The following is a 23,187-nucleotide window of genomic DNA, read 5'->3' on the forward strand; positions in this document are numbered from 1 at the left end:
CCGGACCGCGCGACCGCCTGCGCGCCGCCGGGCGCCGCGCGGCGGACCGTACGGCGGCCATCGCCCGCCACCCGTACTGGGAACGGCCGGACAGCGACTGGGTGATCCGCCGCTGGCCCGACCTGACGGCCTGCCTGACCGCCACGTTCTTCTTCTGGCTGTCCCTCACCCCGTCCCTCGTGCCGCGCCCCTGGTACTACCAGGGCCTCATCGGCGGCATCACCGCCGCCATCGGCTACGGGCTCGGCGCGCTGGCGAGCCGGCTGTTCCGCCGCCTGTCGCCCTGGCAGCCGGACGAACGGGCCCGCGCGCGCTGCTGGCTGGCGTACCTGGTGCTGCTGCCGTTCGCCGTCGCGTTCTTCCTGGGCCGCAGCGCCGACATGCAGCGCGAGCTGCGGCGCCTCCAGGAGCTGCCGCCGACCCTGACGTGGCACTCGCTGATGATCGCGCTGATCTCGCTCGTGGTGCTGGCGCTGCTGCTGCTCGTCGCCCGCTCGATCCGGCTCGGCACGCGCCTGCTGACGCGGCTGCTCGGCCGCTTCGTGCCCTGGCCGGTGGCGGTGGCGCTCGGCCTCGCGCTGTCCACCACCGTCGTCGTCATCGGCGCGCGCGACGTCGTGTGGGACCGCGGCGTGCTCGGCATCGCCAGCCGCCTCGCCGCCGCCAAGGACAACAGCACCGACCCGGGCGTCATGCGCCCGTTCTCCCCCGCCCTGTCGGGCAGCCCCGACTCGCTGATCGACTGGGACGACCTCGGCAACAAGGGCCGCACCTTCACCGGAACGGCCCTCACCGCCGCCGAGATCTCCGACTTCACCGGTACGGACGCGCTCGACCCGGTGCGCGTCTACGTCGGCCGCAAGGCGTACGACGACTACGCCGACGGCGCGCAGCTCGCCGTCCGCGAGCTGGAGCGCACCGGCGCGTTCGACCGCGACGTCCTGGCCGTCACCGGCACGACGGGCACCGGCTGGGTCAACCCGACCACCGTCGAGGCGCTGGAGTACATGCACGGCGGGGACACGGCCGTCGTCACGATCCAGTACTCGTACCTGCCGAGCTGGGCCTCGTTCATGGTGGACCGCAGCGAGGCCGGCACGGCGACCCGCGCGCTGTTCGACGCCGTCTACGAGCGCTGGCGGCAGGAACCGGCGGACGACCGGCCGGAACTGCTCGTCTTCGGCGAGAGCCTGGCCGTCTCGGCGGTCGAGGCGGCGTTCGACGGCCTGGACGACATGCTGGCCCGCACGGACGGCGCGCTCCTGATCGGCCCGCCCGACTTCAGCCCGATCCACAGCGAGCTGGTCGACCGGCGCGACCCCGGCAGCCCCGTGTGGCGCCCGCAGTACGACGACGGGCGGCACGTGCGCTTCGCCCAGTACCCCGACCGCGACCTGCGGCTGCCGCAGGGCGAGCCGTGGCTGGAACCACGCGTCGTCTACCTCCAGAACGCGTCGGACCCCGTCGTGTGGTGGTCGCCCGACCTGCTGTTCCAGCGGCCCGACTGGCTGGACGAGCCGCTCGGCCCGGACGTGACCTCGGCCATCGACTGGTTCCCGTTCGTCAGCTTCTGGCAGACGACCGTGGACATGGCCGTCTCGTACGGCGCGCCCGCGCCCCACGGCCACCGGTACGGCGCCAACCCCGTCTTCGCCTGGGCCGCCATCTCCCCGCCGGACGGCTGGACGGCGACCGACTCGGAACGCCTCGGCTGGCTGCTGGAGATCCGGCACCCGCCGAAGCACGGCTGGGCGGGCTGACACCCCGCCGCGTACGGCGACGGCCCGGCCGCCGCGACCCGTCGGGGGTCGTGGCGGCCGGGCCGTCGCGCGTCGCGCGGGAGGCTCAGCCGTCCCCGCCCGGCGCGGGCGGGGACGGCGAGACCTCGGCGATCGTCGCGCCGCCGGTGAGCGTCTCCCGCCCGGCGCGCCGGTCCACCTCCTCCTGGTACGCACGCAGGTAGCTGACGACCGTGCTCGTCACCGCGATCAGCGGCACCGCCACGACCGCGCCCGGGATGCCCGCGAGCATCGACCCGGCCGCGACGCCGAGCACCACGGCCAGCGGGTGCACGCGCACCATGCGGCCCAGGATGAACGGCTGGAGGATGTGCCCCTCGATCTGCTGCACCAGCAGCACCACACCGAGCACCAGCAGCGCGTCCACCACCCCGTTGGTCACCACCGCGACGAGCACGGCCAGCGCGCCCGACGCGATCGCGCCGACCAGCGGCACGAACGACGACAGGAAGACGATCACCGCGAGCGGCACCGCCATCGGCACGTCGATCACGAGCAGGCCGACGCCGATGCCGATCGCGTCGATCAGCGCCACGAGCACCGTGCCCCGCACGTACCCCGTCAGCGTGATCCACGCCCGCGGGCCCGCGCCCGCGACACCGTCACGCGCCGCGCGCGGCACCAGCCGCAGGAACCAGCCCCACACCCCGGCGCCGTCGTACAGCAGGAACAGCACCACGAACAGCGTGATGCCCGCGCCGGTGAAGAACTCCACGGCGTAGTTGACGCCTTCGAGCCCGGCCGACGTCAACTCGCTGCTGTGGCTGCTGATCCAGTCGTTGAGGTTCTCGACCCACTCGTCGAGGTTGTCCTCGGTGATGTCGAACGGCAGCTGCGTCACCCAGTCCTGCAACTGCTCGATGCCGTCCCGCACCTGCTCGACGAGGTTGTCCGTGTTCTCGATTATCTGCCAGACGACGAACCAGCCGATCAGGCCCATCACGGCGAAGCCGCCGAACGCGGTCACCGCCGTCGCCGCGCCCCGGCTGAAGCCCATGCGCTTCAGCCAGCCCACGAACGGCTGGAGCAGCGCGGTGATCAGCAGTCCGGCGGCGAACGACACCACCAGCAGGCTCACGGCGCTGACCACCTGCATCAGCACCCACACCACGCCGGCGATCACCAGCAGCCGCCAGCCGGCCTCGGCCGCCACACGTACGCCCCACGGGATCGCCTCGGCGGCCGGGGGACGCCCCGGAGCGGGACCGGCGGGCACCGGCGGCCGGACGTCACCGCCGCCGCCACCGCCGTCCGGCCCGTCGCCCACGGCCGTCGCGGGCGTCGCCGCCGCCGCGGCGGGTGCCACGGCGGCCGGTGCGGACGGGGGCGCGCCGGAGCCCCCTGGCCCGCCCGCGGACGCCCGCGCGCCGGTCACCCCGGCCCCGCCCCGTTCGTCCGCCTCACGCAACCGGCGCTCCTGCTCGCGCTCCGCCTCGTCCCGCAGGCCGGAGACCCGCCTGCCGAGCCGGGACACCCTGGTCCCGAACCGGCCAAGTCGTGACATCCGTTTCCCTCCCCGTGCGGGAGCGGCGCTCCGCTCCCTCGTGCTCTCACTGCCGTCCGACGTTACCGCGCGCCGGTGGCGGCGCGGAGCCCCCGGGGACACGGCGAAGCCCCCGTGTCAGTTCTGACACGGGGGCTTGACCGGAACGATACGGGCGCCCGGGGGCGCTTCCCGCCGGCTCAGTACCAGTTGTTGACCGTCCAGAAGTCCCAGGCACCGCACGGGCTGCCGTAGCGGCTGTCCATGTAGTCCAGGCCCCACCGGATCTGGGTGGCGGGGTTGGTCTGCCAGTCGGCGCCGGCGGAGGACATCTTGGAGCCGGGCAGCGCCTGCATCAGGCCGTACGCGCCGGACGACGGGTTGGTCGCCTGGTAGTTCCAGCCGCTCTCGTGGTCCACGATGTTCGAGAAGCACTGGAACTGGTCGGCCGGCACCATCTGCCGGGCGAGCGCCTGCACGTCGGCGACGGAGTACGAGGACTGCACGGGTGCGGACGCCGCGGCCTCCGCGCTCGCCGCCTGTGCCTCCGCGGCCGCCGCCTCGGCCTCGGCGGCCTCCGCGGCACGCCGCTCCTCCTCCGCGCGCTCTTCCTCGGCGCGGCGCTCGTGGGCGTCCTCCGCGGCCTGGAGGCGGGCGGCCTCCTGGGCGGCGCGGCGGGCGTCCGCGTCGGCGGCGCTCGCCTGCGACTCCGCCTGCTGCGTCAGCGAGGCGGTGTGCAGCTGGGCATTCGCTCCAGCGGGTATCTCAGCGAGCAGCGTCGCGTCGGCAGCGACCACCTCGACCGGCTCGGTCGAACGGCTCTGCTCGTCCCCCGAGGCGACACCGACGGCAGCGCCGACGGTGGTCACCGCGGTGGCGGACGCCACTGCGAATCCACGGACCGAAATCCCGGTCACACGGTTTCCTTCCGAACAGTCGACCGCGCGGCCGGAGCCCGCGGGCGCAATCGTGCCCCTGACACGGGCCTCCCCTGGTGGTGTTCACAGGAGGCGCTGACCCGGCCGGGGTCCCGGTGAGGGGACCCGCGTGGTGCTTCGGGCGGCATACGGCGAGCGGCTTTTCAGTTGTGAAACGCAGTCGTTGAGGTGTCCTCGCGGAGACCAGGTGCCGTATGCGGGGCCTGACAGAGGCACACACTGCCGGAAGCCGCCGGGCGGTGGCAATTCAGTGCCGTGTGGGAAAGGTCACACGCGCGCGGGTCTTGTCAACCGTCCCGGGACCGGTTCCACGTCTCCGGCCAGGGGTTTCGCCGGTTTACCCAGCGGGGCAAACGGCGAAACGCGCGGCGGGCGCGTGGGCCGCGTCACGGCGCCACCGCCGCGTCCGCCGCCGGACCACCCGCCCGCCGCGCGCCCCTGCCGGACCGTCAGCCGCGATCCTCCTCCAGCATCTCCGTCACCAGCGCGGCGATCGGGGAGCGTTCGGACCGGGTGAGCGTCATGTGGGCGAAGAGCGGATGCCCCTTCAGCTTCTCGACGACGGCGACGACACCGTCGTACCGGCCGACCCGCAGGTTGTCGCGCTGCGCCACGTCGTGCGTCAGCACCACGCGCGAGTCCTGCCCGATGCGCGACAGCACGGTCAGCAGCACGTTCCGCTCCAGCGACTGCGCCTCGTCCACGATGACGAACGTGTCGTGCAGCGACCGGCCGCGGATGTGCGTCAGCGGCAGGACCTCCAGCATGCCACGCCCCACGACCTCCTCGATGACCTCACGGGTCGTCACCGCCGACAGCGTGTCGAAGACGGCCTGGGCCCACGGGTTCATCTTCTCGGCCTCGGTGCCAGGCAGGTAGCCGAGGTCCTGGCCGCCGACCGCGTACAGCGGCCGGAAGACGACGACCTTGCTGTGCTGGCGCCGTTCCAGCACCGCTTCGAGGCCCGCGCACAGCGCCAGCGCCGACTTGCCCGTACCGGCCCGGCCGCCGAGCGACACGATGCCGACCTCCGGGTCGAGCAGCAGGTCCAGCGCGATCCGCTGCTCGGCGCTGCGCCCGTGGATGCCGAACGCCTCCCGGTCGCCGCGCACCAGCCGCACCTGGCCGTCCGCCGTGACCCGGCCCAGGGCCCGCCCGCGGTCCGACGAGATGACGAGGCCGGTGTGCACCGGCAGGTCGGCGGCGACCGGGTCGCTCACCTGCTCGGTGGCGAACAGCTCGTCCACCGCCCCGGCGCTCAGCGCCACCTCGACGAGGCCCGTCCAGCCGTCCGCGTCGGTGACGGCCAGCTCCGCGCGGTACTCCTCGGCGGCGAGCCCGACCGACGACGCCTTGATGCGCAGCGGCAGGTCCTTGGAGACGACGGTGACGTCGTGCCCCTCGGCCTGGAGGTTGCGGGCGACGGCGAGGATGCGCGAGTCGTTGTCCGCGAGCCGGCCGCGCTCGTTCAGCATGGCGGCGGGCAGGACCGTGGGGTCCGAGTGGTTCAGCTCGACCCTGAGGGTGCCGCCGAGGTCGCCGATCGGCAGCGGCGTGTCGAGCCGCCCGTAGCGCACGCGGTAGTCGTCGAGGCGTCGCAGCACCTGGCGGGCGAAGTAGCCCAGCTCGGGGTGGGCGCGCTTCGCCTCCAGCTCGGAGATGACCACGACGGGCAGCACGACCTCGTGCTCGTCGAAGCGCGTGAGTGCCGATGGGTCGGCGAGCAGGACGCTGGTGTCGAGGACGTACATGCGGCGATCGTTCGAACGCTTGTTGCTGGTGGCCACGTGTGGACGAACCCCCTCGGGACGAGGTGTGGGATCACGGCGCCCACGGCGCCGGGGATCTGCCGGCCGGCCAGGCCCCGCGACACACGGGGCCCGTTACCGGCCCTGGTCCCCAGTGGAGAGGGGGGATTCGTGGTGCGCAAACGGGCCTCCCGGGGACCGCACCCGCGCACGGTCCGCCGGGAATATGCCCGCTTCCCGCACAACTCATGCGGGCGCGGCCCGGGGCGGCTGTCCGCGTCCGGGCGTGTCGCCCGTGTCACCGCTGCCGCCGTACGGGGGGCAGGGCCCGTCTTCGAGGCGGTCGCCCTGCTCGCGGCTCTCCCCCAGCCTGGCGGCTGGGAGGTGCCCCCAGGCACGCGCGCCCGCCGCGTTGCCAACCGCCCCCGTACGCCCGGTACAGGGACGATCCGGCGCCTTGCGCCCGCACGCACCGGACGCGCGAGCGGCCGGACGCTGCTTCCGCAGCCGGACCACAGGGCCGTTCGGGGCCCTCAGACTCCGTATCTCCGGTGACGCGCCGCGTAGTCCCGCAGGGCGCGCAGGAAGTCCACCTTCCGGAACGCGGGCCAGTACGCCTCGCAGAACCAGTACTCCGAATGGGCGCTCTGCCACAGCATGAACCCGGACAGCCGCTGCTCGCCGCTGGTGCGGATCACCAGGTCCGGGTCGGGCTGGCCGCGGGTGTAGAGGTGTTCCGAGATGTCCTCGACGGACAGCGATTCCGCCACCTGGCCGAGCGTCTGGCCCTCGGTCGCGCGCTTGGCGAGCAGCGAGCGCACGGCGTCGGCGATCTCCTGCCGCCCGCCGTAGCCGATGGCGACGTTGACGAGTATCCCCGCGCGGTCCCCGGCCCGTTCCTCGGCCTCGCGCAGGACGCGGCGGGTCCGCTCGGGCAGGACGTCGAGGGCGCCGACGTGGTGGACGCGCCAGCGGCCGTCGGCGGCGAGGTCGCGGACGGCGCCCTCGACGATGGACAGCAGCTGCTCCAGCTCGCGCGGCTCGCGGTTCAGGTTGTCCGTGGACAGCATCCAGAGGGTGACGACCTCGACGTCGGTCTCCTCGCACCAGCCGAGGAGGTCGCGGATCTTCGCGGCGCCGGCCTCGTGGCCCTCCTTGGTGGTGCTGCCCGCCGCCTTGGCCCAGCGGCGGTTCCCGTCCAGGATGACGCCGATGTGCTTGGGCGCCTGTTCGGTGTCGAGACGCCCTTCCACGCGCCGTGCGTAGAGGCGCACGACCAGGCGGCGCAGTGTGTTCTTCATCGCGCTCTTGAACGCGCTCATGCCGTGTGCCCAACCCCTCGAAGACCGCTCGGGTGTCCCGGAACTCTACTGCCGCGCTGGGGGCCCTCGAACCGGAAGCAGTGAATCCGGCCAGCCGGGTGAGGGGTGGCGGGAAAAGAAAGCGGGCCGGTCCGTGGGGGGGGTTACGGACCGGCCCGAGGGGGGGGTTCCACCGTAACGCATCGGAGACCGAACCGGGACATCCGCGCGCGGATATTTACCCGGGCGCGGCGAGTCCGCCGATCAGCAGCCCCGCGAGCGCCCCGAGCGCCAGGAACGGCCCGAACGGCACGGCCGTCTTCCGCCCCGCCCTCCCCAGCGCGACCAGCCCCAGGCCGTAGCCCGCCGCCAGCAGGTAGCCGGTGAACGTGCCGAGCAGCACGGCGGGCCACCCGTACCACCCGAGGGCGACACCGACGGGGACCGCCAGCTTGACGTCGCCGAAGCCCATGCCGCGCGGGTTGACGAGGAAGAGAACGAAGTGGACCCCGCCGAGTACCGCCCCGCCCAGCAGCGCGCGCGGCCAGCTGCCGCCCGCGCCCGGCAGGAGCGCCGCGAGCCCGAGTCCGGCGGCGACGAGGAACGCGAGGGGCAGCGTGAGCACGTCGGGCAGGCGCTGCACGGCCGCGTCCACGGCGGCCAGCAGCACGGCGAGGGGGGCCAGGGCGAGCCACACGGCCAGTTCCGGCCGCTCCCCGACGGCCGCGGCGAGCGCCGCGCACACGGCGGCGGCCACGGCCGTCAGCACCAGGGGGGTACGGGCGGTGGCGGGCGACAGTGCCACAGCGCAGTCGGCGCAGCGTCCGCGCCCCAGCCAGCCGGGCGCACCGGACCGAATCGGGTGACCGGAGGGGCAGGTGGAGCGCCAGGGCGTGCCCGGTTCGACGGCGAGCCGGTAGCCGGGCCTGGCGATCAGCGCGCCGGCCAGCGCGCCCCAGAGGGCGGCCAGCGGGATCAGCAACGGGGCGGACACGGCCTTGAGCGTAATGGGGGGAACGTCATGCGGGCCGGTCTGTCCGAGTGGGGGGGAAGGACAGACCGGCCCGTTGATGGGGCGGAATCGGAGCGGGGGGGTGGCTCACGATTCGCCCCGCCAGCTGCCGCCGGGGTGGGAATGGCGGCACTGGCCGTAAAAGATGACAGCGACTGCCAACACTGGGAACGATACCGCACCGTCAGCCGGGCCGTGACCCCCCGGCGCACAGCCCCCGGAGCGCGCGGCCGTAACTGTGCGCGATGCCCCGCTGGGCCGCCCGCCCCAACGGCCCAGCTCCACGCAGGTACCACGCGGCCGGGCGGCTGACCGCCGTCACGGTGAGCGACACCTCACCGCCGGAGCGTCGTTCAACGGTGAACGATTCCTCACCCCTTTCGGGGTGCCCCGGCAGCGTGCCGTAGGCGAAGCCCACGCGGTCCCCCTCACGCACCGTCCACACCACACGGCAGGGCGCGGTCAGCCGCAGCGGCCCCACCCCGAGCGCGAGCACCACCTCGGCCCCCGGCACGGCCTCGTCCTCCGCCGCCCGCACCCTCAACCCGCTCGCACGGTGCATCTCCCACCCGAACACGGCACGGCACGCCGCCTCCCACACCTCCACACCGGACCCGACCGCCACCCGCACACACATCACCCGCACCCCGACGGGCAACCCCCCGTCTTCCCGCAGCTCACGGGTGACACCGACCCAGGAATAGGTGAAGTCCGCCACGCACCCTGGCTACCAGACACCCCGACACACCCACAACACGCCGGACCGTGGCCGCTAGGATGCGCTCCGCAGCCGACACACGAGTGGGGGGCCACCATGACAGGTCCAGCGACACCGTCACCGTTCCGGCCACTGGAAGCCGCCGACCCCCGGGAGGTGGCCGGTTACCGCCTCACCTCCCGCCTCGGCGCCGGGGGCATGGGCACGGTGTACCTCTCCTATACGCGCGGCGGGCAGCCGGTGGCGCTGAAGGTGGTACGCGGCGAGTTCGCGGCGGACCCGGAGTTCAGGCGCCGGTTCGAGCAGGAGGTGCGGGCGGCGCGGCGGGTGCAGGGCGCGTACACCGTGCCGGTGCTCGACAGCAACACGGAGGGCGCCGCGCCGTGGCTGGCGACGGCGTACGTCCCCGGCATGTCGCTCGCGGACGCGGTGCGCGCGTACGGGCCGCTGCCGCTGGAGACCGTACTGCTGCTGATGGGCGGGGTCGCGGAAGGCCTCGCCAGCATCCACGCGGCGGGCATCGTGCACCGGGACCTCAAGCCGGGGAACGTGCTGCTCGCGCCGGACGGGCCGAAGGTCATCGACTTCGGCATCGCGCGAGCGGCGGACGCGACGGCGCTCACGGGCACGGACGTACGGGTGGGGACGCCGTCGTACATGGCGCCGGAGCAGATCACGGGCGGGGCGACCTTACCGGCGACTGACGTCTTCACGCTGGGCTTGGTGGCGTACTACGCGGCGACCGGCGGCCATCCGTTCGGCGACGGCGCGGCGCACGCCGTGATGTACCGGGCGGCGCGGGAGGAGCCAGACCTGGGCGCCGCGCCGCCGCAGCTGGCGGGGCTGATCGCCGCCTGCCTGGCGAAGGCGCCGGAGGCGCGGCCGACCCCGGCGCAGGTGATCGAGGCGTGCCGGGCGCTGGCGCCGGGGCGGACGCTCCAGCGCGGCGAGAGCTGGCTGCCGACGACGCTGGCGGCCACCGTGGACCACCGCGCCTCCACCCCGGCCCCAACCACTCCCCCACCCCCGTCCGCACCTTCCGCACCCCCGTCCCGCGGCAACCGCAGGACGGTCGCACTGCTGGCGGCGACGGCGGTCGTGGCAGCGGCGGCGGGCGGGCTGCTGGCATCACAGCTCCTGACCGACGACACAGGCACCCCCCGGACGACCGGCACAGCAACCACCACAGCACCGGAAACCACCACCCCGCCCCCCAACCCGACGGATGATGCGGAGAACTCGTCCGACGCGTCGGAGCCGTCCGAGGCCCCCAACCGGCAGCCGCCACCCGACATCGACCCGGACGCGCCTTACTGGGAGGCCAGGAGCGGTGAGGAGTTGGTGATCCGTGCGCCGAGATACCGCGAGGACATCTACGTCGACCTCACCGGGCAGTGCTTCGACGGGAAGGTGACCGTCGTCAGCCTTGAGCGCCTGGAGGTGCTCAACGACATCGGGTTCGGGAGCTTCGACCACAGGAACGAGCAGACGAGGCTCCAGTACCTCTTCTGCGATCACGAGAGGGCGAGGGACGACGGCATCTCGCACGACGCCGACACCTTCGTCGGAACGGTGGACGACCCCGCGACCACCGCTGAGGAGTGCTACGCCGCCGCCCACGAGTCGCCCCTGCAAAATCCCGTGGGCCTGGACGACATCCTCACGGGCCGGACCCTCCACGAGGGCGTCGGCATCTGCGCCGAGAACCCGGACGGATCGGTCACCATGCTGTGGATCGACAGGGTGGAGACCGACCCGACCAACCATGATCTGCCGACCTACTTCACCACGGCGACCCAGTGGCAGCCCAACCGGTGACCGTGGCCTGCCGGCCGTTCACTCCGAGGTCGGCCAGGAGATCTCCACGCGCCGGTTGCGCTGGCGCCCTTCCTCGGTGGCGTTGTCGTAGAGGGGGTAGTCCTCGCTGTAGCCGCGGACGTTGAACACTATGCCGGTCGGGTTCTCGATGAGGCCGAGCAGAACCTGGTGCGTGTTGCTCGCCCGCTCGTCGGACAGCGTGCGTCCGCTCTCGTACGAGCCCTGGTCGTCGGTGAAGCCGAAGATGTTCACCCGCGACGGCTGGTACTCGTCGATGGCGGCGGCGACCTCGGCCAGGGCCTCCTCGGACTCCGGGGTGATCTCGCTGCTGCCCTCGCCGAAGATCACATCGGTCTGGAGGGTGAACTTGCGGGTGTTGCCGGTCTGTTCCTCGCGCTGGCCGCTGTCGTCCCCGCCGTTGGGGGTCTGGCCGCCGGTGTCGGTGCCGCCGCCCGGCGTGTCGCCGTCCTGCGAGCCGCCGCCGGACGCGCTGTCGTCCTGACCGCCTTGCTCCGGGGCTCCGCCGACGTCCTCCGTGATGAACTTGATGTCGAGAACACGAGGGTCCGCCAGGGTGGCTCCGTCGCCGAGCATCAGACCCGGTGCGTCCGGGTCGATCTCCGGAAGCTCAGGGGCCACGTAGCCGGGGGGCTGGTCCACGTCGTCGCCTTCGTCCGCCAGAGCGGGCGTCGCGAAAGCCAGTACGGCGGTGCCGGTCAGCGCGGCGACGACCGCCCTCGCTGCCCACTGTGATCGGTGCGTCATCCGTCAGCTCCACTCAGCGGATCTCGATGGTGGCCGGGGGCATGTTGCCGACCTGGAAGTTGACCTGCGTGGAGCCGGCCTCCGGCTCCGGGAACTGCGCGAACCACGACACCGTGGCACCGGCCTCGATCCCGCTGCCGAAGCCCGTGCACAGGCAACGCCCGGTCGTGTCACGGAGGATGAGGTAGCGCTTCCCCTCCTCGGGGACCACGAGGGACGCGCCGGCCATGGAGAACCCGTTCTCCGCCAGTTCCTCCTCCTGTCCGGCCCAGGCGCTGGCGAACCACATCTCCGAACCGTCGTTGCGCAGGGTGCCCTCGATGGTGAGGAAACCGCCCGCCTCGCGCTCGGCCGTCGTGACCGTCAGCGTGATGCTCTCCTCGCCCGTGACCTCCGCCAGGGCCTGCGCGGGCTCGTCCGGGTCCTCGTTCCCCTCCGAGGTCTCCTCATCCTGAGGCTCCCCGGCACCGTCGTCACCGGAAGCGGTCTCGGACGTGTCGGCACCCTGCGGTGTGTCGTCGTCACCACCGCCGCCCGAGCAACTGGCGACCGCCACCACGAGCGCGGCACCGAGCGCCACGACGATCAGGATGAGGCGGGACTTGCTATCACGGAGATCCATCGGGCGCCGGTCCTTCGAATGTCAGCGAGTCGGTGGTCAGTCTTCCAGGTACACGCGGAACAGGTCCCGTGCCTCTGGCAGTTGGTCTTCGTCGTCCGGATCTATGGTCCACCGCTCGTCCTCGCAGTCGAGCTCGACCGGCGCCGGATCGTCTTCCTCTTCATCGCCTTCGCCGCCTTCACCGTCGCCGGGATCGTCCGGTCCCTCACCGTCGTCCGGGTCCTCCGGCTCCTCCGGCGCCGTCTCGACGAGGTCGCAGAGGCCCTCGATCACCGCCGTCGCCTCGGTCCGCACGGTCGTGGGCCCGCCGACACCCGGGATCACGGAGTCGATGTCTTCCTCGCTGGTGACCACCACGCGGTACCCGGGACGTCCGCCGACCGGCGCGCATTCGGCGACCACCGCGCCGTTGCGTTCCGCCAGGCGACCCGCCGCGTCACAGGCTCCCGGCGCCGCGATCCCGTCACCCCCAAGGATGTCGCCCAGATCCGGGGCGCCCTCCCCGGCGGCCGAGTCGAGGACCCCGTCGAACAGGCGGTCGCGTGCCTCCTGCGCCGCTGCCAGCGCGGCGGCGTCCGCCGCCGACTGCCCTCCGCCACGCAGCAGCGCCGCCTGCGCGACCACGAAGAACGCGAGCGCGACGAAGAGAAGGCCGGACACCATCCATATGTAGAGGGGGAACACCGCCCCGCGCTCCCGCGCGTGACCCGCCGGGCCGACCGCGCCTACTGGTTGAGGACCCTGTTGACCGCGTTCTGCACGGCGTCGCTCACCTGGTTGTCCAGGTTCAGCGCGACGACGAGCGCGACAACGCCCGCGATCAGCAGGAGGAGGCCTGCGTATTCCACGAAGCCTGCGCCGCGGTCGTTGGTGTGGCCGTGGAGGCGGTTGGTGATGGTGTGCAGCCACCTCAGCGTCAGCCTGCTCATGGTGTCCCTCTCCTCCGGCCGGGGCCGGTGCGGGCGGCCGTTCCGGGCCTTTTGTGCTCCCGTTACCACGGTACTGCCGCGCGGCCCGTGACGGTACGGGTGGTGGGTGGTAACTCTGCGCGTGACCGGGGCGGTTGACGCTTCGTCGTGTCATGTCGGCCCCCTCCCCGCACACCGGTCCGTACCCCTGTCGGCACTGACTGTGCCACACCGGCCGTGCCTTCGGCAGGGAGACCATCCGATCAGATGACGCCGCGTCGGGAACGGCCCGGCGCACACGGGACGTTGCCCGGTGCGCCGGGCCGTGAAACCCGTGCCGCGCGTGCTCAGACGGCCTGCTGGTCGCCCCCGCCTCCGCCGCCGTCGCCCTCCAGGGACGCCTCCAGCTCGGTCTCGAACTCGTCGACCGTGCGGATCACCGTGTCGGCCATCTCGGCCAGGCCCTCCAGCTGTTCGCTGATGTCGCCCCGGCCGTCCTTCCAGCCGCTCACGAAGTCGTCCAGCGCGTCCACCACGCGGTCGTCGCCGAACGCGTCGTTGTACGAGTCGAACGTGTCGCCCGTCCGGTTCATGTACTCCTTGACGGTGCGCAGCTGGGGGCCGAATTCGGCCAGTTCCGTGAGCGGGATCGCCATCCGCTCGCCGCCGTCGCCCATCTCCTGCCTCCCTCCCTGGTGCTCGCTGTCCTGCCCGTCACTCCGCCGTGAAGCGGAACGTGGAGGTGACCGCGTCGAACACGTCGAAGAACGAGTCGGCCAGGTCGAGGACCTGGCTGCTGCCCGCGACGAGTGCCACGGCCTGCTGGTCGCCCGGCAGCGGGATGAACGTCTGCATCAGCACCGCGCGGATCGTCCGCGTGTCGCCCGGGACGCTGATGTCCTCGACGCCCTTGGTCCGCGCCGCCTGGCCCACCTCCGGGATGTCCACGGTGGTGACGTCGCGCCACGCGTCGCCCTCGCGGCGGGCCACCCGGGTGCCGAGGCGGCTCACGATGGCCGCCGGGTCGGTCGGGAGGACCTCGCCCGACGCCGTGCGGGCGCCGACGATGGAGACGGTCACGGACGCGGTGATCGGCGGCCCGCCGCCGAAACTCTGTGCCATGCAGCCGCAGTAGACGGCGCCCGTGTCCCACGCCTGCCGAGCCTGGCGGCGCAGGAACGAGGCGACGACCTCGCGGTGCTCGGCCAGCTCCGGCACGTTCCTGACGCGCTCGTCCACCATGCGGCGGATGCTGTTGTCACGCGTCTCGGGCCGCAGGTCGAACTCCCACCACGAGTCCGGCACCGAGATGCGGAACCCCTGCCGTTCGACAGTGACGGTGTCCACCCATTTGTCGGCCATGCCGCTCCTCCCTCCGGGCCCCGCGCCAGTCACGGGGACTAGTCGCGGAGGCCTTCCTCCAGCTGCTGGTCGAGGTCGGAGAAGCCGTCGGCCGCTCCGTCGAGGAAGTCGCCGAGCCCCTGGAGGGCGTCGACCGCCTCCCTGGCACCGGTGGTGAACTCCTCGTACAGGGAATCGAACCGCACCGACGACTTGGACGTGACGTAGCCGTCGGACACGAGATCGGTGATGTACGTCCGCAGCTGGTCGAGTTTGATCTTCAGCTCGTCCTTGGCGTCCCGCAGGTGGTCCGCCGCGTCGTGCATGTCCTGGTACGTGACGTCGAGATCGCCCTGTGCCATGTGCAACACCCCCTCCCCGCCAAGCCTACGCGGCGGTCCGCGCGGGCTCCTCCACGGATTCGTAACAGCCGCCGCACAGCGGCGCAACAGTCAGTCGCCGAGGATGGCGCCGAAGTCGGTGCCCGAGCCGAGGATCATGCCCGTCACGATGATGATCATCGTCGCCGGGACCATGAAGACGAGTGTCGCCATCGTCGCCTTGGGGATGGCGCGGGCGGCGCGGCGGCGCGCGTTCTGGGCGTCGGTGCGGCGCATGTCGGTGGCGATCTGGATCAGCGTGTCGGCGATGGGCGCGCCGAGTTCCTCGCCCTGCTGGAGCGCGGAGACGAACTGGTTGACGGGCTCGGAGTCGTTGCGCCTGCGCAGTTCGTCGAACGCCTGGCGGCGCGGTACGCCCATGTCCATCTGCCGCAACGTGATGCGGATCTCGTCGGCCCACGGGCCCTCGTACCGCCCGGAGACGCGGTCGAGCGCCTGCCGGAAGCCGAGCCCGGCGGCGACGACGACGGCGAGGACGTCGAGGAAGTCCGGGAGGGTGCGGTCGATGACGTCGCGGCGTTCGCGGATGCCCTGCCATATGGCCGCGTCGGCGGCGAACGCGCCGAAGGCCAGGCTGAACAGGGCCAGGACCGGCTGCCCCGCCGAGACGAAGACCAGCGTCGTCAGCAGCCCGAAGGCGCCGTAGACGGCGCGGCGCGCCGCGTAGCGGTCGAGGGTGAGGCCGCCGGGGTTGCCCGCCTGGTCGATGCGGCGGCGCTTGCGGTCGACGGCGCGGGAGCCCATCAGGCGCAGGACGAGCGGCGCGAAGCGCATGCCGAGGCGGTCCACGGCCGAGCCGCCCGCGGAGACGCGGCTCGAACCGATCTCCAGGGCGACGGCGAGGTCGGGCGGCAGCGGCGTGCCCGCGCGCAGGATGCGGATCGCGGTGACGATGCCGAGGACGGCGGCGCCCATCGCGAGGCCGAGCAGCAGTCCCACCATTGGTGTGTCCCGTTCTTCCGTGTCGCTTCTTGTGCGGCGCTTCGTGCGTGGGCGGCGGGCCGGTCAGACGTCGATGCGGCCGAAGCGGCGCACGACGACGAAGCCGACGATGTAGAGGGCCAGCGCGACGACCATGGCGATCTGGCCGCCGGTGCTGCCGGTGACGCGGCCGAGCGCGCCGGGTGACATGCCGTTGATCATCAGCAGCGCGCCGACGCCGAGCAACGGCACGGTGACGGCGGTCGCGTTGACCTCGGCGAGCACGGTGCGTACCTCGCGCCGTGTCTCCTTGCGCTCCTCCAGGGTCGTGGTGAGGTTGCGCAGCGACGCGACGATGGTGCCGCCGGCGCGGTTGGCGAGGATCAACGTGGTGACCAGCACGTTGAGTTCGCGGGAGGGCAGGCGGTCGCCCAGTTCGGTGAGGGCCTCCTCCATGGAGCGGCCGACGGCCAGCTGGTCGGCGACGGTGGCCAGTTCGGCCCCGGCCGGGTCCTCCATCTCCTCGGCGGCCATGGACAGCGCGGTGCGCATGGCGAGTCCGGCGGCGGTGCCGTTGGCGATGAGGCGGGCGAGTTCGGGGAGCTGGCCGATGAACCGCTCGGTGCGGCGGGCCCGTTGCCAGTTGAGGAACGCGTTGCCGCCCCACAGCGCGACGGCGCCGCACAGCGGGCCGAAGAACGGGGCGAGGACGGCCGTGCCGAGCAGCCAGAGGACGGCGACGGCGCCGAGGACGTACGCCGCGTACTCGCCGGGGGTGATGTCGAGGCCGGTCGCCTGGAGTTTGCGGCGCAGGCCGCGGCCGAGCCTGGTGCCGCGCAGGCGGCGGTCGAGGGCGTCGAACCGGCGCCTGCGGCCGGGGGTGTCGGCCGCGCCGCTGCCCGGCGGGAGGGCGGCGGTGGCGCTGAGGCGGTTCAGGAGGTCGCGGCGCTGGGCGCGTCCCGAGGACCAGAGCTGGAGTCCGGCGATGCCGCACAGCAGGGCGAGCAGGGTGAGTCCGATGGTGAGGAGGGAGAGGTCGGTCTCCATGTCAGCTCGCCTCCCGGGTCGCGAGGTGGGAGTCGTCGAGGTGCACGCCGAACGCGGCGGGGACCTGTTCGCCCGCCAGGTAGAGGCGGTCGGCGACGGCTCGGGGCAGGGGGTGGTGGACGAACGTGCCGTGCACGCGGCCGTCGGGGCCCATCGGCTGGACGCGGAACTCGGCGAGCGTCGCGATGCGGAACGGCTCGCGGCCGTGCGAGGCGAGGACGGCGATCTCGGCGAGGCGGCGCGTGCCGTCGGGGTGGCGGACGAGCTGGACGAGGATGTCCACGGCGCTGTTGATCTGGTCGCGCAACGCCTGGAAGGGGACCTGGAGTTCGGACATGGACGCGAGCGTCTGGAGGCGCAGCAGGGCGTCCTCGGCGCTGTTGGCGTGCACGGTGGCGAGGGAGCCGTCGTGGCCGGTGGACATGGCCTGGAGCATGTCGAGGGTCTCGCCGCCGCGCACCTCACCGACGATGATGCGGTCGGGGCGCATGCGCAGGGAGTTGCGGACGAGGTCGCGGATGGTGACCTCGCCCTTGCCCTCGATGTTGGGCGGGCGGGATTCGAGGCGGATGACGTGGTTCTGCTGGAGCTGGAGCTCGGCGGCGTCCTCGACCGTGACGATGCGCTCGCCTTCGGGGATCAGGCCGCTGAGCGCGTTGAGCAGGGTGGTCTTGCCCGAGCCGGTGCCGCCGGACACGATGACGTTGAACCGCGCCCTGACCAGGCCTGACAGCAGCAGCACGAGTTGCTCGTCGACCGTGCCGAAGCCGATCAGCTGGGGCAGGGTGTACGCGCGGGGGAAGCGGCGGATGGTGAGGGTGGCGCCGCTGAGGGACAGCGGCGGGATGATCACGTTGACGCGCTCGCCGGTGGGGAGGCGGGCGTCGACCATCGGATTCGACTCGTCCACGCGGCGGTTGACGGTGGAGACGATGCGTTCGATGGTCTGCATCAGCTGCTCGTCGGAGGCGAAGCGCAGGGGCAGCCGTTCGACGCGCCCGGAGCGTTCGACGTAGATGTGGTCGGGGCCGTTGACCATGATCTCGGTGATCGAGGCGTCCTCCAGGAGGGGTTCGAGGATGCCGAGCCCGAGTGCCTCGTCCACGACGCGGCGGATCAGGAGGGCGCGCTGCTGGGTGGAGAGGACGGGGCCCTCGCGGCTGAGGATGTGGCCGAGGACGCGTTCGAGGCGGTCGCGGCGTTCGGCGATGTCGAGGGACGACATCTCGGCGAGGTCGATCTCCTCCAGCAGCTTCGCGCGGTAGGTCGCGACGAGGCGGCTGTCGCCCGGTCCGGTGGCGGCGGGTTCGTCGGGAGCGGTGACGCGGGATCGCAGGGCCACGGTTGCCTCCTCAGTCGCAGGGCATGGTGACGGTCCGGCTGGCGGTGAGGTCCGGCAGGAACGGCAGGACGGTCGGGACGCGGACGCTGACCGTGACGGTCGCCTCGTCCCCGCAGGCGGCGGTGCGTTCCACGGAGGCGTCGTCCGCCAGCGCGTCGCTGAGGGACGCGAGGCCGCCGGCGACGTACGCGTCCTCCGTCTCCTCCTGCGCGGCGAGCCGGGCGGCGGCGCGGGCGGCGGAACCGGCCTGGAGCGCGGCGTACCCGGCGACGCCGAGCTGGAGCGCGGCGAGGGCGACGATCAGCAGGATCGGCAGCCAGCCGGCGAACTCGATCGCCGTCACGCCCCTGTCGCGCTCCTGCGCGCGCCCCCTCCTCACGGGCGGTCCTCCTCGGCCGCGCCCGCCGTGCCGGTGACCGTCACGGGCAGGCTGAACGCGCCGGGGAAGAGGACGGGCACGCGCAGTTCGACGCGGGCGCGCCGTACGTCCCCCTCCAGCGGGCAGGACACCGACGCGTCCCAGGCGCCCGGCAGGTCCTCGCGGGCGGCGGCGGCGCACGCGCCCTCCGCGTCGCCCCGGGCGGCGGCGCCCGCGCGCGCGCCGGCGTCGGCGGCGTTCCCGGCGAGGGAGAACGTGTAACCGATCAGGATGCACTGCCAGATGACGGCCATCATCAGCAGGATCAGCGGGAACAGCCCGGCGAACTCGACGATGGTCGAGCCCCGGTCGCGGTGTGCCGCTGCGCCGGTCATCCCCGCCTGCCGCGGCGCCTGCCGCCCCCGGGCGCGGCCTCGGGCGGGACGAGTCCCAGCTCGGCGGCCAGCGCCCACAGGGCCTTGCGTACGGGGGACTTGGGGTCGATGTCCTGGACGCGCCCGGCGTCCTGGGCCTCCTGGAGGTCGCGGTAGCCCGCCGGGACGACGGACCGCGCCACCTGCGTGCCGGTGATGCGGGCGATCAGCTGCGGCTGGATCGCGCCGCCGCGGCCCATGCGGTTGACGACGGTGAGGGTGTCCTGCGCCTTGCGGACGCGCAGCCGGTCCCACATGCGGACCATGCGGTTGACGGCGCGGACGGAGATGACGTCGGGCGTCGTGACGAGCAGGGCGGCGTCGGCGGTCTCGACGGCCGCCGCGACGGCGCTGGTCATGTGGGAGCCGCAGTCCACCACGACGATGTCGTAACGGGCGCGCACGGTCTGGAGGATGTGGCGCGCGGCGGCGTCGGTGACGTCCTCGCCCCGCTCGCCCTCGGCGGGCGCGATGAGCATGGACAGGCCCGTCTCGTGCGCGAAGACGGCTTCGGCGAGCACCTGCGGCGTGATGTCGGGGATGCCCGCGAGGTCGGCGACCGAGCGGCGGAACTGGACGTCGAAGTACGAGCCGACGTCGCCGGCGAGCAGGTCGAGGTCCACGAGGACGGCGCCCCGTTCGTACGGCCCCGACTGCGCGGCCAGCGCGAGGTGCGCGGCGACGAGGGTGGTGCCGACGCCGCCCTTGGCGCCCGCGACGGTGACGACGCGGCCGCCGGGCGTGCCGGGCCCTGTGTCGCCCGTGCCGAGGTGGCGGCGCATGCCGGCGGCCCACTGGCCGGCGGTGCCGACGCGGGCGGCGAGTTCGTCGTACGACAGGGGCAGCCCGGCGAGGCCGCGGGCGCCGGCGTCCATGGCGGCCGAGTAGAGGCCCGCGGTGGGGTCGGCGGAGACGAGGACGACGCCCACGGCCGGGAAGCGCAGGGCGACTTCGCGGATCAGCTCCAGGGCGGGCAGCGGCCCGATCCGCTCGTGGACGACGACGACCTCGGGCAGTCCCGCGACCGACTCCTGGGCGAGTGAGGCGAGGGTGTCGAGCAGTCCCGCCGAGTCGGGCACGGGGCGCATCGGTTCGCTGTCGGGCAGTTGGCTGAGCAGGGTGATCAGCGAGCGGGCGGCGTCCGGGTCGCCCACCGCGGGGAGGATGCGCGTGGTCATCGGGTCCACCTGGTCCTTACGGGACGATCGCGTCGAGATCCGCGTGCGGATCGCCGTTGATGTCACCAATGATGGTGTACGTGCGGTCCTCCGGCGGGACTTCCTGCTCGTCGCCTGGTGCGACGAGGGCGAGCCTGACCTGCTCGGCGAACGCCTCGGCGAAGGTGACGCGCTGGGCGTCGGTGTTGTCGAGGGCGAAGGTGATGGGGACGGCGTCGGCGGTGCCGTCGTCGTCCTCGACCTCGGTGAGGTCGCCGACCTCGATGACCTCGGCGTTGTCGACCATCAGCTGGACGATCTCGTACTCGCCGTCGCCGTTGCCGTCACCGCCGCTGCCCTCGACGCGGTAGGCGGCGTACATGTTGATGGTGGCGCCGGGATAGATCTTCCCGGCGACGCCGGTGGACGCGTCGATCATGACGGCGATCTCCTGCTGGCCCGGGTCGAGTTCGGGGCGGTCGGAGAGCATGTCGGTCTGGAGCAGCGATCCTTCGGACAGCGGGCCGACGGCGACCTGCCCGTCGATCTGGTCCAGGTCGGTGACGGTGGTCGGCGATATGTAGCGCTCGGGCATGCTGACCTCGCGCAGCTGGTCGGCCGTCACCTCCTCGTACGGCTCGATGTCCGCGGCGAGTTCGTAGGCCGTACGCTCCGGTCCGACGCGGGACTCGACGTCGTTGACGACGGCGACGACCCCCGCGAAGGCGCCGAGCGCGAGGAGGCCGGAGAAGATCAGCAGCAGGGTGCCGCGTCGCTGGCGGGCGTTCATGCAGTGTCTCTACCTTCTCGTCCTCTTTTTAGACATCCGGCTGGGCGGGCTGGGCGGGCGTGTCACGCGGATCGGTGCGGGCCGCCGGGGGTCAGCGCGCGGTGCCGCGCCTGCCCTATGGCGGCCCGGGGGGTGCGGTCGGGCTGCACCAGGGGGGCGGAGCAGAACGCGCAGCGGTCGCCGATCAGCGTCAGGCCGCACCAGTGGCACGTCTCCTGTCGCATGGAGCCGACCATCTGGTAGAGCAGCGAGACGTCGGAGATGGCGGCGGCGAACTCGACGAGCTTCCCCGTCCCCCACCAGGCGGCCGACTCGGCGGGCAGGGGCACGGGGTGGACGCCGCTGACCTGCCACTGGCGGGCGAGGCGGGCGGTGACCCACTCGCTGCCGTTGCCGAGCGCGCCGGGGGCGTACGTCAGGGAGGTGGTGAACTGCGGGCCACTGAGCGTCCCTTCGCCGTCCGCGCGCACCAACTGGGGCGCGGGTCCGGCGAGTACGGCGAGCTGGCCGGACGGCCTGGGCGCGCCCGTCGGGTCGGCGGGGAGGGCGACGGGCACGCGGTCGAGGCGGGAGCCGGGGGCGAGGAGGGCGCCCGCGTACACGTAGTGGGCCAGCAGGCGGGTGGAGGCGCCGAGGACGCCGGGCGCGAAGTCGCAGGCGGACAGCTGGCGCAGCTGGCGGACGAGGACGGCGGTGCCGAGCGGCGGGAGCGCGCTGGGCAGCAGGGCTATCCGGTCGGACTCCAGCATGGCGCGTACGGCGTGGAGCCGCTGGACGGTCGCGCGGGGCGTGGTCGTCGGGTAGACGGTGACGAGGTGGCCGTGCTGGTCGAGGAGTCTGGCGGTCTCGGCGAGCGCGTCGGGGAACTCCTGGGCGTCCGGCGGGGTGAGGACGTGGGCGCCGGGGGTGTGCTGGTCGGTGGGCGGGAGCACCAGGTCCGCGCTGGTGACCGCGATGGCGATCGGCATGCCGCTCCCCCCGGGCTGAACACCCGTCAGTGACGTCGCTGGGTCTGCCAGTCGGGAGCTTATCGATATTGCGGGCGCCGGGAACAGCGCTGAACTGCCTTGTCCGCCGGGACCATTGACAGCGGCGCTGGTCTGGACCAATCTCCTGCGTGACGGTGGCCACCGTTTCGTCCCACAGCCCCACACCCCCACACCCCCACAGCACGGAGACGAACACGTGGACAGCACTCCCCTGACGCCCGCCCGCGCGCGGGCGCCGCGCCTCGCCGCGGAAGCCGCCGCGCTCTCCCTCCTCGCCGCGGGCACGCTCGCCGCCGCCGCCCCCGCCGGAGCGGCGCCCTCCCCCACCGCCGTGCCCCGGCACGCGCTGACCGGCTACTGGCACAACTTCGACAACGGCTCGGTCGTGCAGAAGCTGCGCGACGTGTCGGACGCGTACGACATCGTCGCCGTCTCGTTCGCCGAGTCGACGGCCACGCCCGGCGCGATCGACTTCCGCCTCGACCCGGCACTCGGCTACGGATCGGAACAGGAGTTCAAGGACGACATCGCCGCCAAGCAGGCGGAGGGCGTCTCGGTGATCATCTCGGTCGGCGGCGCCAACGGCTCGGTCGCGGTGACCGACCCGGCCTCCGCCCAGGCGTTCGCCGACAGCACGCTCGGGCTGATGGACGAGTACGGCTTCGACGGCCTCGACATCGACCTCGAACACAGCATCAGCGCCACGTACTTGACGCAGGCGCTCACCACGATCCACGACGCGGTCGGCGACGGCCTCGTCTACACGATGGCGCCGCAGACCATCGACATGCAGAACACGGGCAGCCAGTACTTCCAGCTCGCCCTGAACACGCGGGACTTCCTCACGGTCGTCAACATGCAGTACTACAACAGCGGTTCGATGCTCGGCTGCGACGGCCAGGTGTACGCGTCGGGCAGCGTGGACTTCCTCACCGCCCTCGCCTGCATCCAGTTGGAGAACGGCCTCGCGCCGTCGCAGGTCGGCATCGGCGTCCCGGCCTCGCCCAGCGCGGCGGGCTCGGGGTACGTGGCGCCGTCCGTCGTCACAGCCGCGCTCGACTGCCTGACGCGCGGCACCCGCTGCGGCGGCTTCGTGCCCGACCGCACCTACCCGGACCTGCGCGGCGCGATGACCTGGTCGGTGAACTGGGACGCCGCCGCGGGCAACGCCTGGTCCGACGTGGTCGGCCCGCACGTGGCGGCACTCCCCTGACCGCACGCCGGGGGGGGGGGGGAACCCCCCCCGCCGCCCCCCCCCCCCCCCCCCCCCCCAAAAAACGCCAAGGGGGTCGGGT

At 72.9% G+C, this 23,187-nt stretch carries 24 protein-coding genes; 3 read left to right on the top strand and 21 right to left on the bottom strand.

Going from position 1 to position 23,187, the window contains the following annotated elements; genetic code table 11:
- Positions 1-17 precede the first annotated feature (17 nt).
- Positions 18-1,760: an alpha/beta hydrolase gene (locus ACL02R_RS28330; protein WP_412799837.1), complete on the top strand. Its 1,743-nt coding sequence runs from the start codon at positions 18-20 to the stop codon at positions 1,758-1,760.
- Positions 1,761-1,845: 85 nt separating this feature from the next.
- On the opposite strand, the gene ACL02R_RS28335 is transcribed toward ACL02R_RS28330, so the two are convergent.
- The 6 genes from ACL02R_RS28335 to ACL02R_RS28360 form a co-directional block, all read right to left on the bottom strand.
- Entirely contained in the window at positions 1,846-3,303 is a 1,458-nt protein-coding gene (locus tag ACL02R_RS28335) for an AI-2E family transporter (RefSeq protein WP_412799817.1), read from the bottom strand.
- A gap of 179 nt (positions 3,304-3,482) precedes the next feature.
- Positions 3,483-4,199: a transglycosylase SLT domain-containing protein gene (locus tag ACL02R_RS28340; protein WP_412799818.1), complete on the bottom strand. Its 717-nt coding sequence runs from the start codon at positions 4,197-4,199 to the stop codon at positions 3,483-3,485.
- 470 nt (positions 4,200-4,669) lie between these two features.
- The gene (locus tag ACL02R_RS28345; protein WP_412799838.1) at positions 4,670-5,971 is read right to left on the bottom strand and encodes a PhoH family protein; all 1,302 of its coding nucleotides are present in this window, start codon (positions 5,969-5,971) and stop codon (positions 4,670-4,672) included.
- Positions 5,972-6,501: 530 nt separating this feature from the next.
- Entirely contained in the window at positions 6,502-7,290 is a 789-nt protein-coding gene (locus tag ACL02R_RS28350; RefSeq protein ID WP_412799819.1) for an isoprenyl transferase, read from the bottom strand.
- A 217-nt stretch (positions 7,291-7,507) separates the two neighbouring features.
- Positions 7,508-8,263 carry a prepilin peptidase gene (locus ACL02R_RS28355; protein ID WP_412799820.1) on the bottom strand — a complete coding sequence of 252 codons (756 nt, stop codon included), beginning with the start codon at positions 8,261-8,263 and terminating at the stop codon, positions 7,508-7,510.
- A gap of 202 nt (positions 8,264-8,465) precedes the next feature.
- Entirely contained in the window at positions 8,466-8,999 is a 534-nt protein-coding gene (locus ACL02R_RS28360; RefSeq protein ID WP_412799821.1) for a DUF1990 family protein, read from the bottom strand.
- Between the two features lie 96 nt (positions 9,000-9,095).
- Here ACL02R_RS28360 and ACL02R_RS28365 point away from each other — a divergent pair, with 96 nt between their 5' ends.
- A complete protein-coding gene (locus ACL02R_RS28365; RefSeq protein WP_412799822.1) occupies positions 9,096-10,817 on the top strand; it encodes a serine/threonine-protein kinase in 1,722 nt (573 codons plus the stop codon).
- 18 nt (positions 10,818-10,835) lie between these two features.
- Here ACL02R_RS28365 and ACL02R_RS28370 read toward each other — a convergent pair whose 3' ends face one another.
- From ACL02R_RS28370 to ACL02R_RS28440, 15 genes are all read right to left on the bottom strand, one after another.
- Positions 10,836-11,582, bottom strand: coding sequence for an OmpA family protein (locus ACL02R_RS28370; RefSeq protein WP_412799823.1), 747 nt, complete (start codon positions 11,580-11,582; stop codon positions 10,836-10,838).
- Between the two features lie 13 nt (positions 11,583-11,595).
- On the bottom strand, positions 11,596-12,204 hold the full coding sequence (locus ACL02R_RS28375) for a hypothetical protein (RefSeq protein WP_412799824.1): 609 nt from the start codon (positions 12,202-12,204) through the stop codon (positions 11,596-11,598).
- Positions 12,205-12,240: 36 nt separating this feature from the next.
- Positions 12,241-12,867 carry a hypothetical protein gene (locus ACL02R_RS28380; RefSeq protein WP_412799839.1) on the bottom strand — a complete coding sequence of 209 codons (627 nt, stop codon included), beginning with the start codon at positions 12,865-12,867 and terminating at the stop codon, positions 12,241-12,243.
- A 62-nt stretch (positions 12,868-12,929) separates the two neighbouring features.
- A complete protein-coding gene (locus ACL02R_RS28385; RefSeq protein WP_412799825.1) occupies positions 12,930-13,133 on the bottom strand; it encodes a hypothetical protein in 204 nt (67 codons plus the stop codon).
- Positions 13,134-13,459: 326 nt separating this feature from the next.
- Positions 13,460-13,789 (bottom strand): hypothetical protein, encoded by a 330-nt coding sequence (locus ACL02R_RS28390; RefSeq protein WP_412799826.1) that lies wholly within the window; start codon positions 13,787-13,789, stop codon positions 13,460-13,462.
- A gap of 37 nt (positions 13,790-13,826) precedes the next feature.
- Complete coding sequence (locus ACL02R_RS28395) at positions 13,827-14,474, bottom strand: hypothetical protein (protein WP_412799827.1); 648 nt, start codon at positions 14,472-14,474, stop codon at positions 13,827-13,829.
- Positions 14,475-14,512: 38 nt separating this feature from the next.
- Positions 14,513-14,815, bottom strand: coding sequence for a WXG100 family type VII secretion target (locus tag ACL02R_RS28400; RefSeq protein WP_362966179.1), 303 nt, complete (start codon positions 14,813-14,815; stop codon positions 14,513-14,515).
- A gap of 90 nt (positions 14,816-14,905) precedes the next feature.
- Positions 14,906-15,796 (bottom strand): DUF5936 domain-containing protein, encoded by an 891-nt coding sequence (locus ACL02R_RS28405; RefSeq protein WP_412799828.1) that lies wholly within the window; start codon positions 15,794-15,796, stop codon positions 14,906-14,908.
- Positions 15,797-15,859: 63 nt separating this feature from the next.
- Positions 15,860-16,822 (bottom strand): type II secretion system F family protein, encoded by a 963-nt coding sequence (locus tag ACL02R_RS28410; RefSeq protein ID WP_412799829.1) that lies wholly within the window; start codon positions 16,820-16,822, stop codon positions 15,860-15,862.
- Position 16,823: 1 nt separating this feature from the next.
- Positions 16,824-18,164, bottom strand: a complete 1,341-nt coding sequence (locus ACL02R_RS28415) for a CpaF family protein (protein WP_412799830.1) — start codon at positions 18,162-18,164, stop codon at positions 16,824-16,826.
- A 10-nt stretch (positions 18,165-18,174) separates the two neighbouring features.
- A complete protein-coding gene (locus ACL02R_RS28420; protein ID WP_412799831.1) occupies positions 18,175-18,543 on the bottom strand; it encodes a TadE family protein in 369 nt (122 codons plus the stop codon).
- Positions 18,540-18,917 (bottom strand): TadE/TadG family type IV pilus assembly protein, encoded by a 378-nt coding sequence (locus tag ACL02R_RS28425; RefSeq protein ID WP_412799832.1) that lies wholly within the window; start codon positions 18,915-18,917, stop codon positions 18,540-18,542. Before ACL02R_RS28425 ends, ACL02R_RS28420 begins: the two co-directional genes overlap by 4 nt.
- Positions 18,914-20,134: an AAA family ATPase gene (locus tag ACL02R_RS28430; protein ID WP_412799833.1), complete on the bottom strand. Its 1,221-nt coding sequence runs from the start codon at positions 20,132-20,134 to the stop codon at positions 18,914-18,916. The genes ACL02R_RS28425 and ACL02R_RS28430 overlap by 4 nt, the downstream gene beginning before the upstream one ends.
- Before the next feature lie 16 nt (positions 20,135-20,150).
- The gene (gene cpaB, locus ACL02R_RS28435; protein ID WP_412799834.1) at positions 20,151-20,903 is read right to left on the bottom strand and encodes a Flp pilus assembly protein CpaB; all 753 of its coding nucleotides are present in this window, start codon (positions 20,901-20,903) and stop codon (positions 20,151-20,153) included.
- 62 nt (positions 20,904-20,965) lie between these two features.
- Entirely contained in the window at positions 20,966-21,871 is a 906-nt protein-coding gene (locus tag ACL02R_RS28440) for a hypothetical protein (protein ID WP_412799835.1), read from the bottom strand.
- Positions 21,872-22,088: 217 nt separating this feature from the next.
- Between ACL02R_RS28440 and ACL02R_RS28445 the strand changes: the two genes are divergently transcribed.
- Positions 22,089-23,105, top strand: a complete 1,017-nt coding sequence (locus ACL02R_RS28445) for a chitinase (protein ID WP_412799836.1) — start codon at positions 22,089-22,091, stop codon at positions 23,103-23,105.
- Positions 23,106-23,187: the final 82 nt, after the last annotated feature.

Origin of the sequence: Streptomyces sp. MS19 (assembly GCF_047200595.1) — a bacterium.
Taxonomy (GTDB): domain Bacteria; phylum Actinomycetota; class Actinomycetes; order Streptomycetales; family Streptomycetaceae; genus Streptomyces.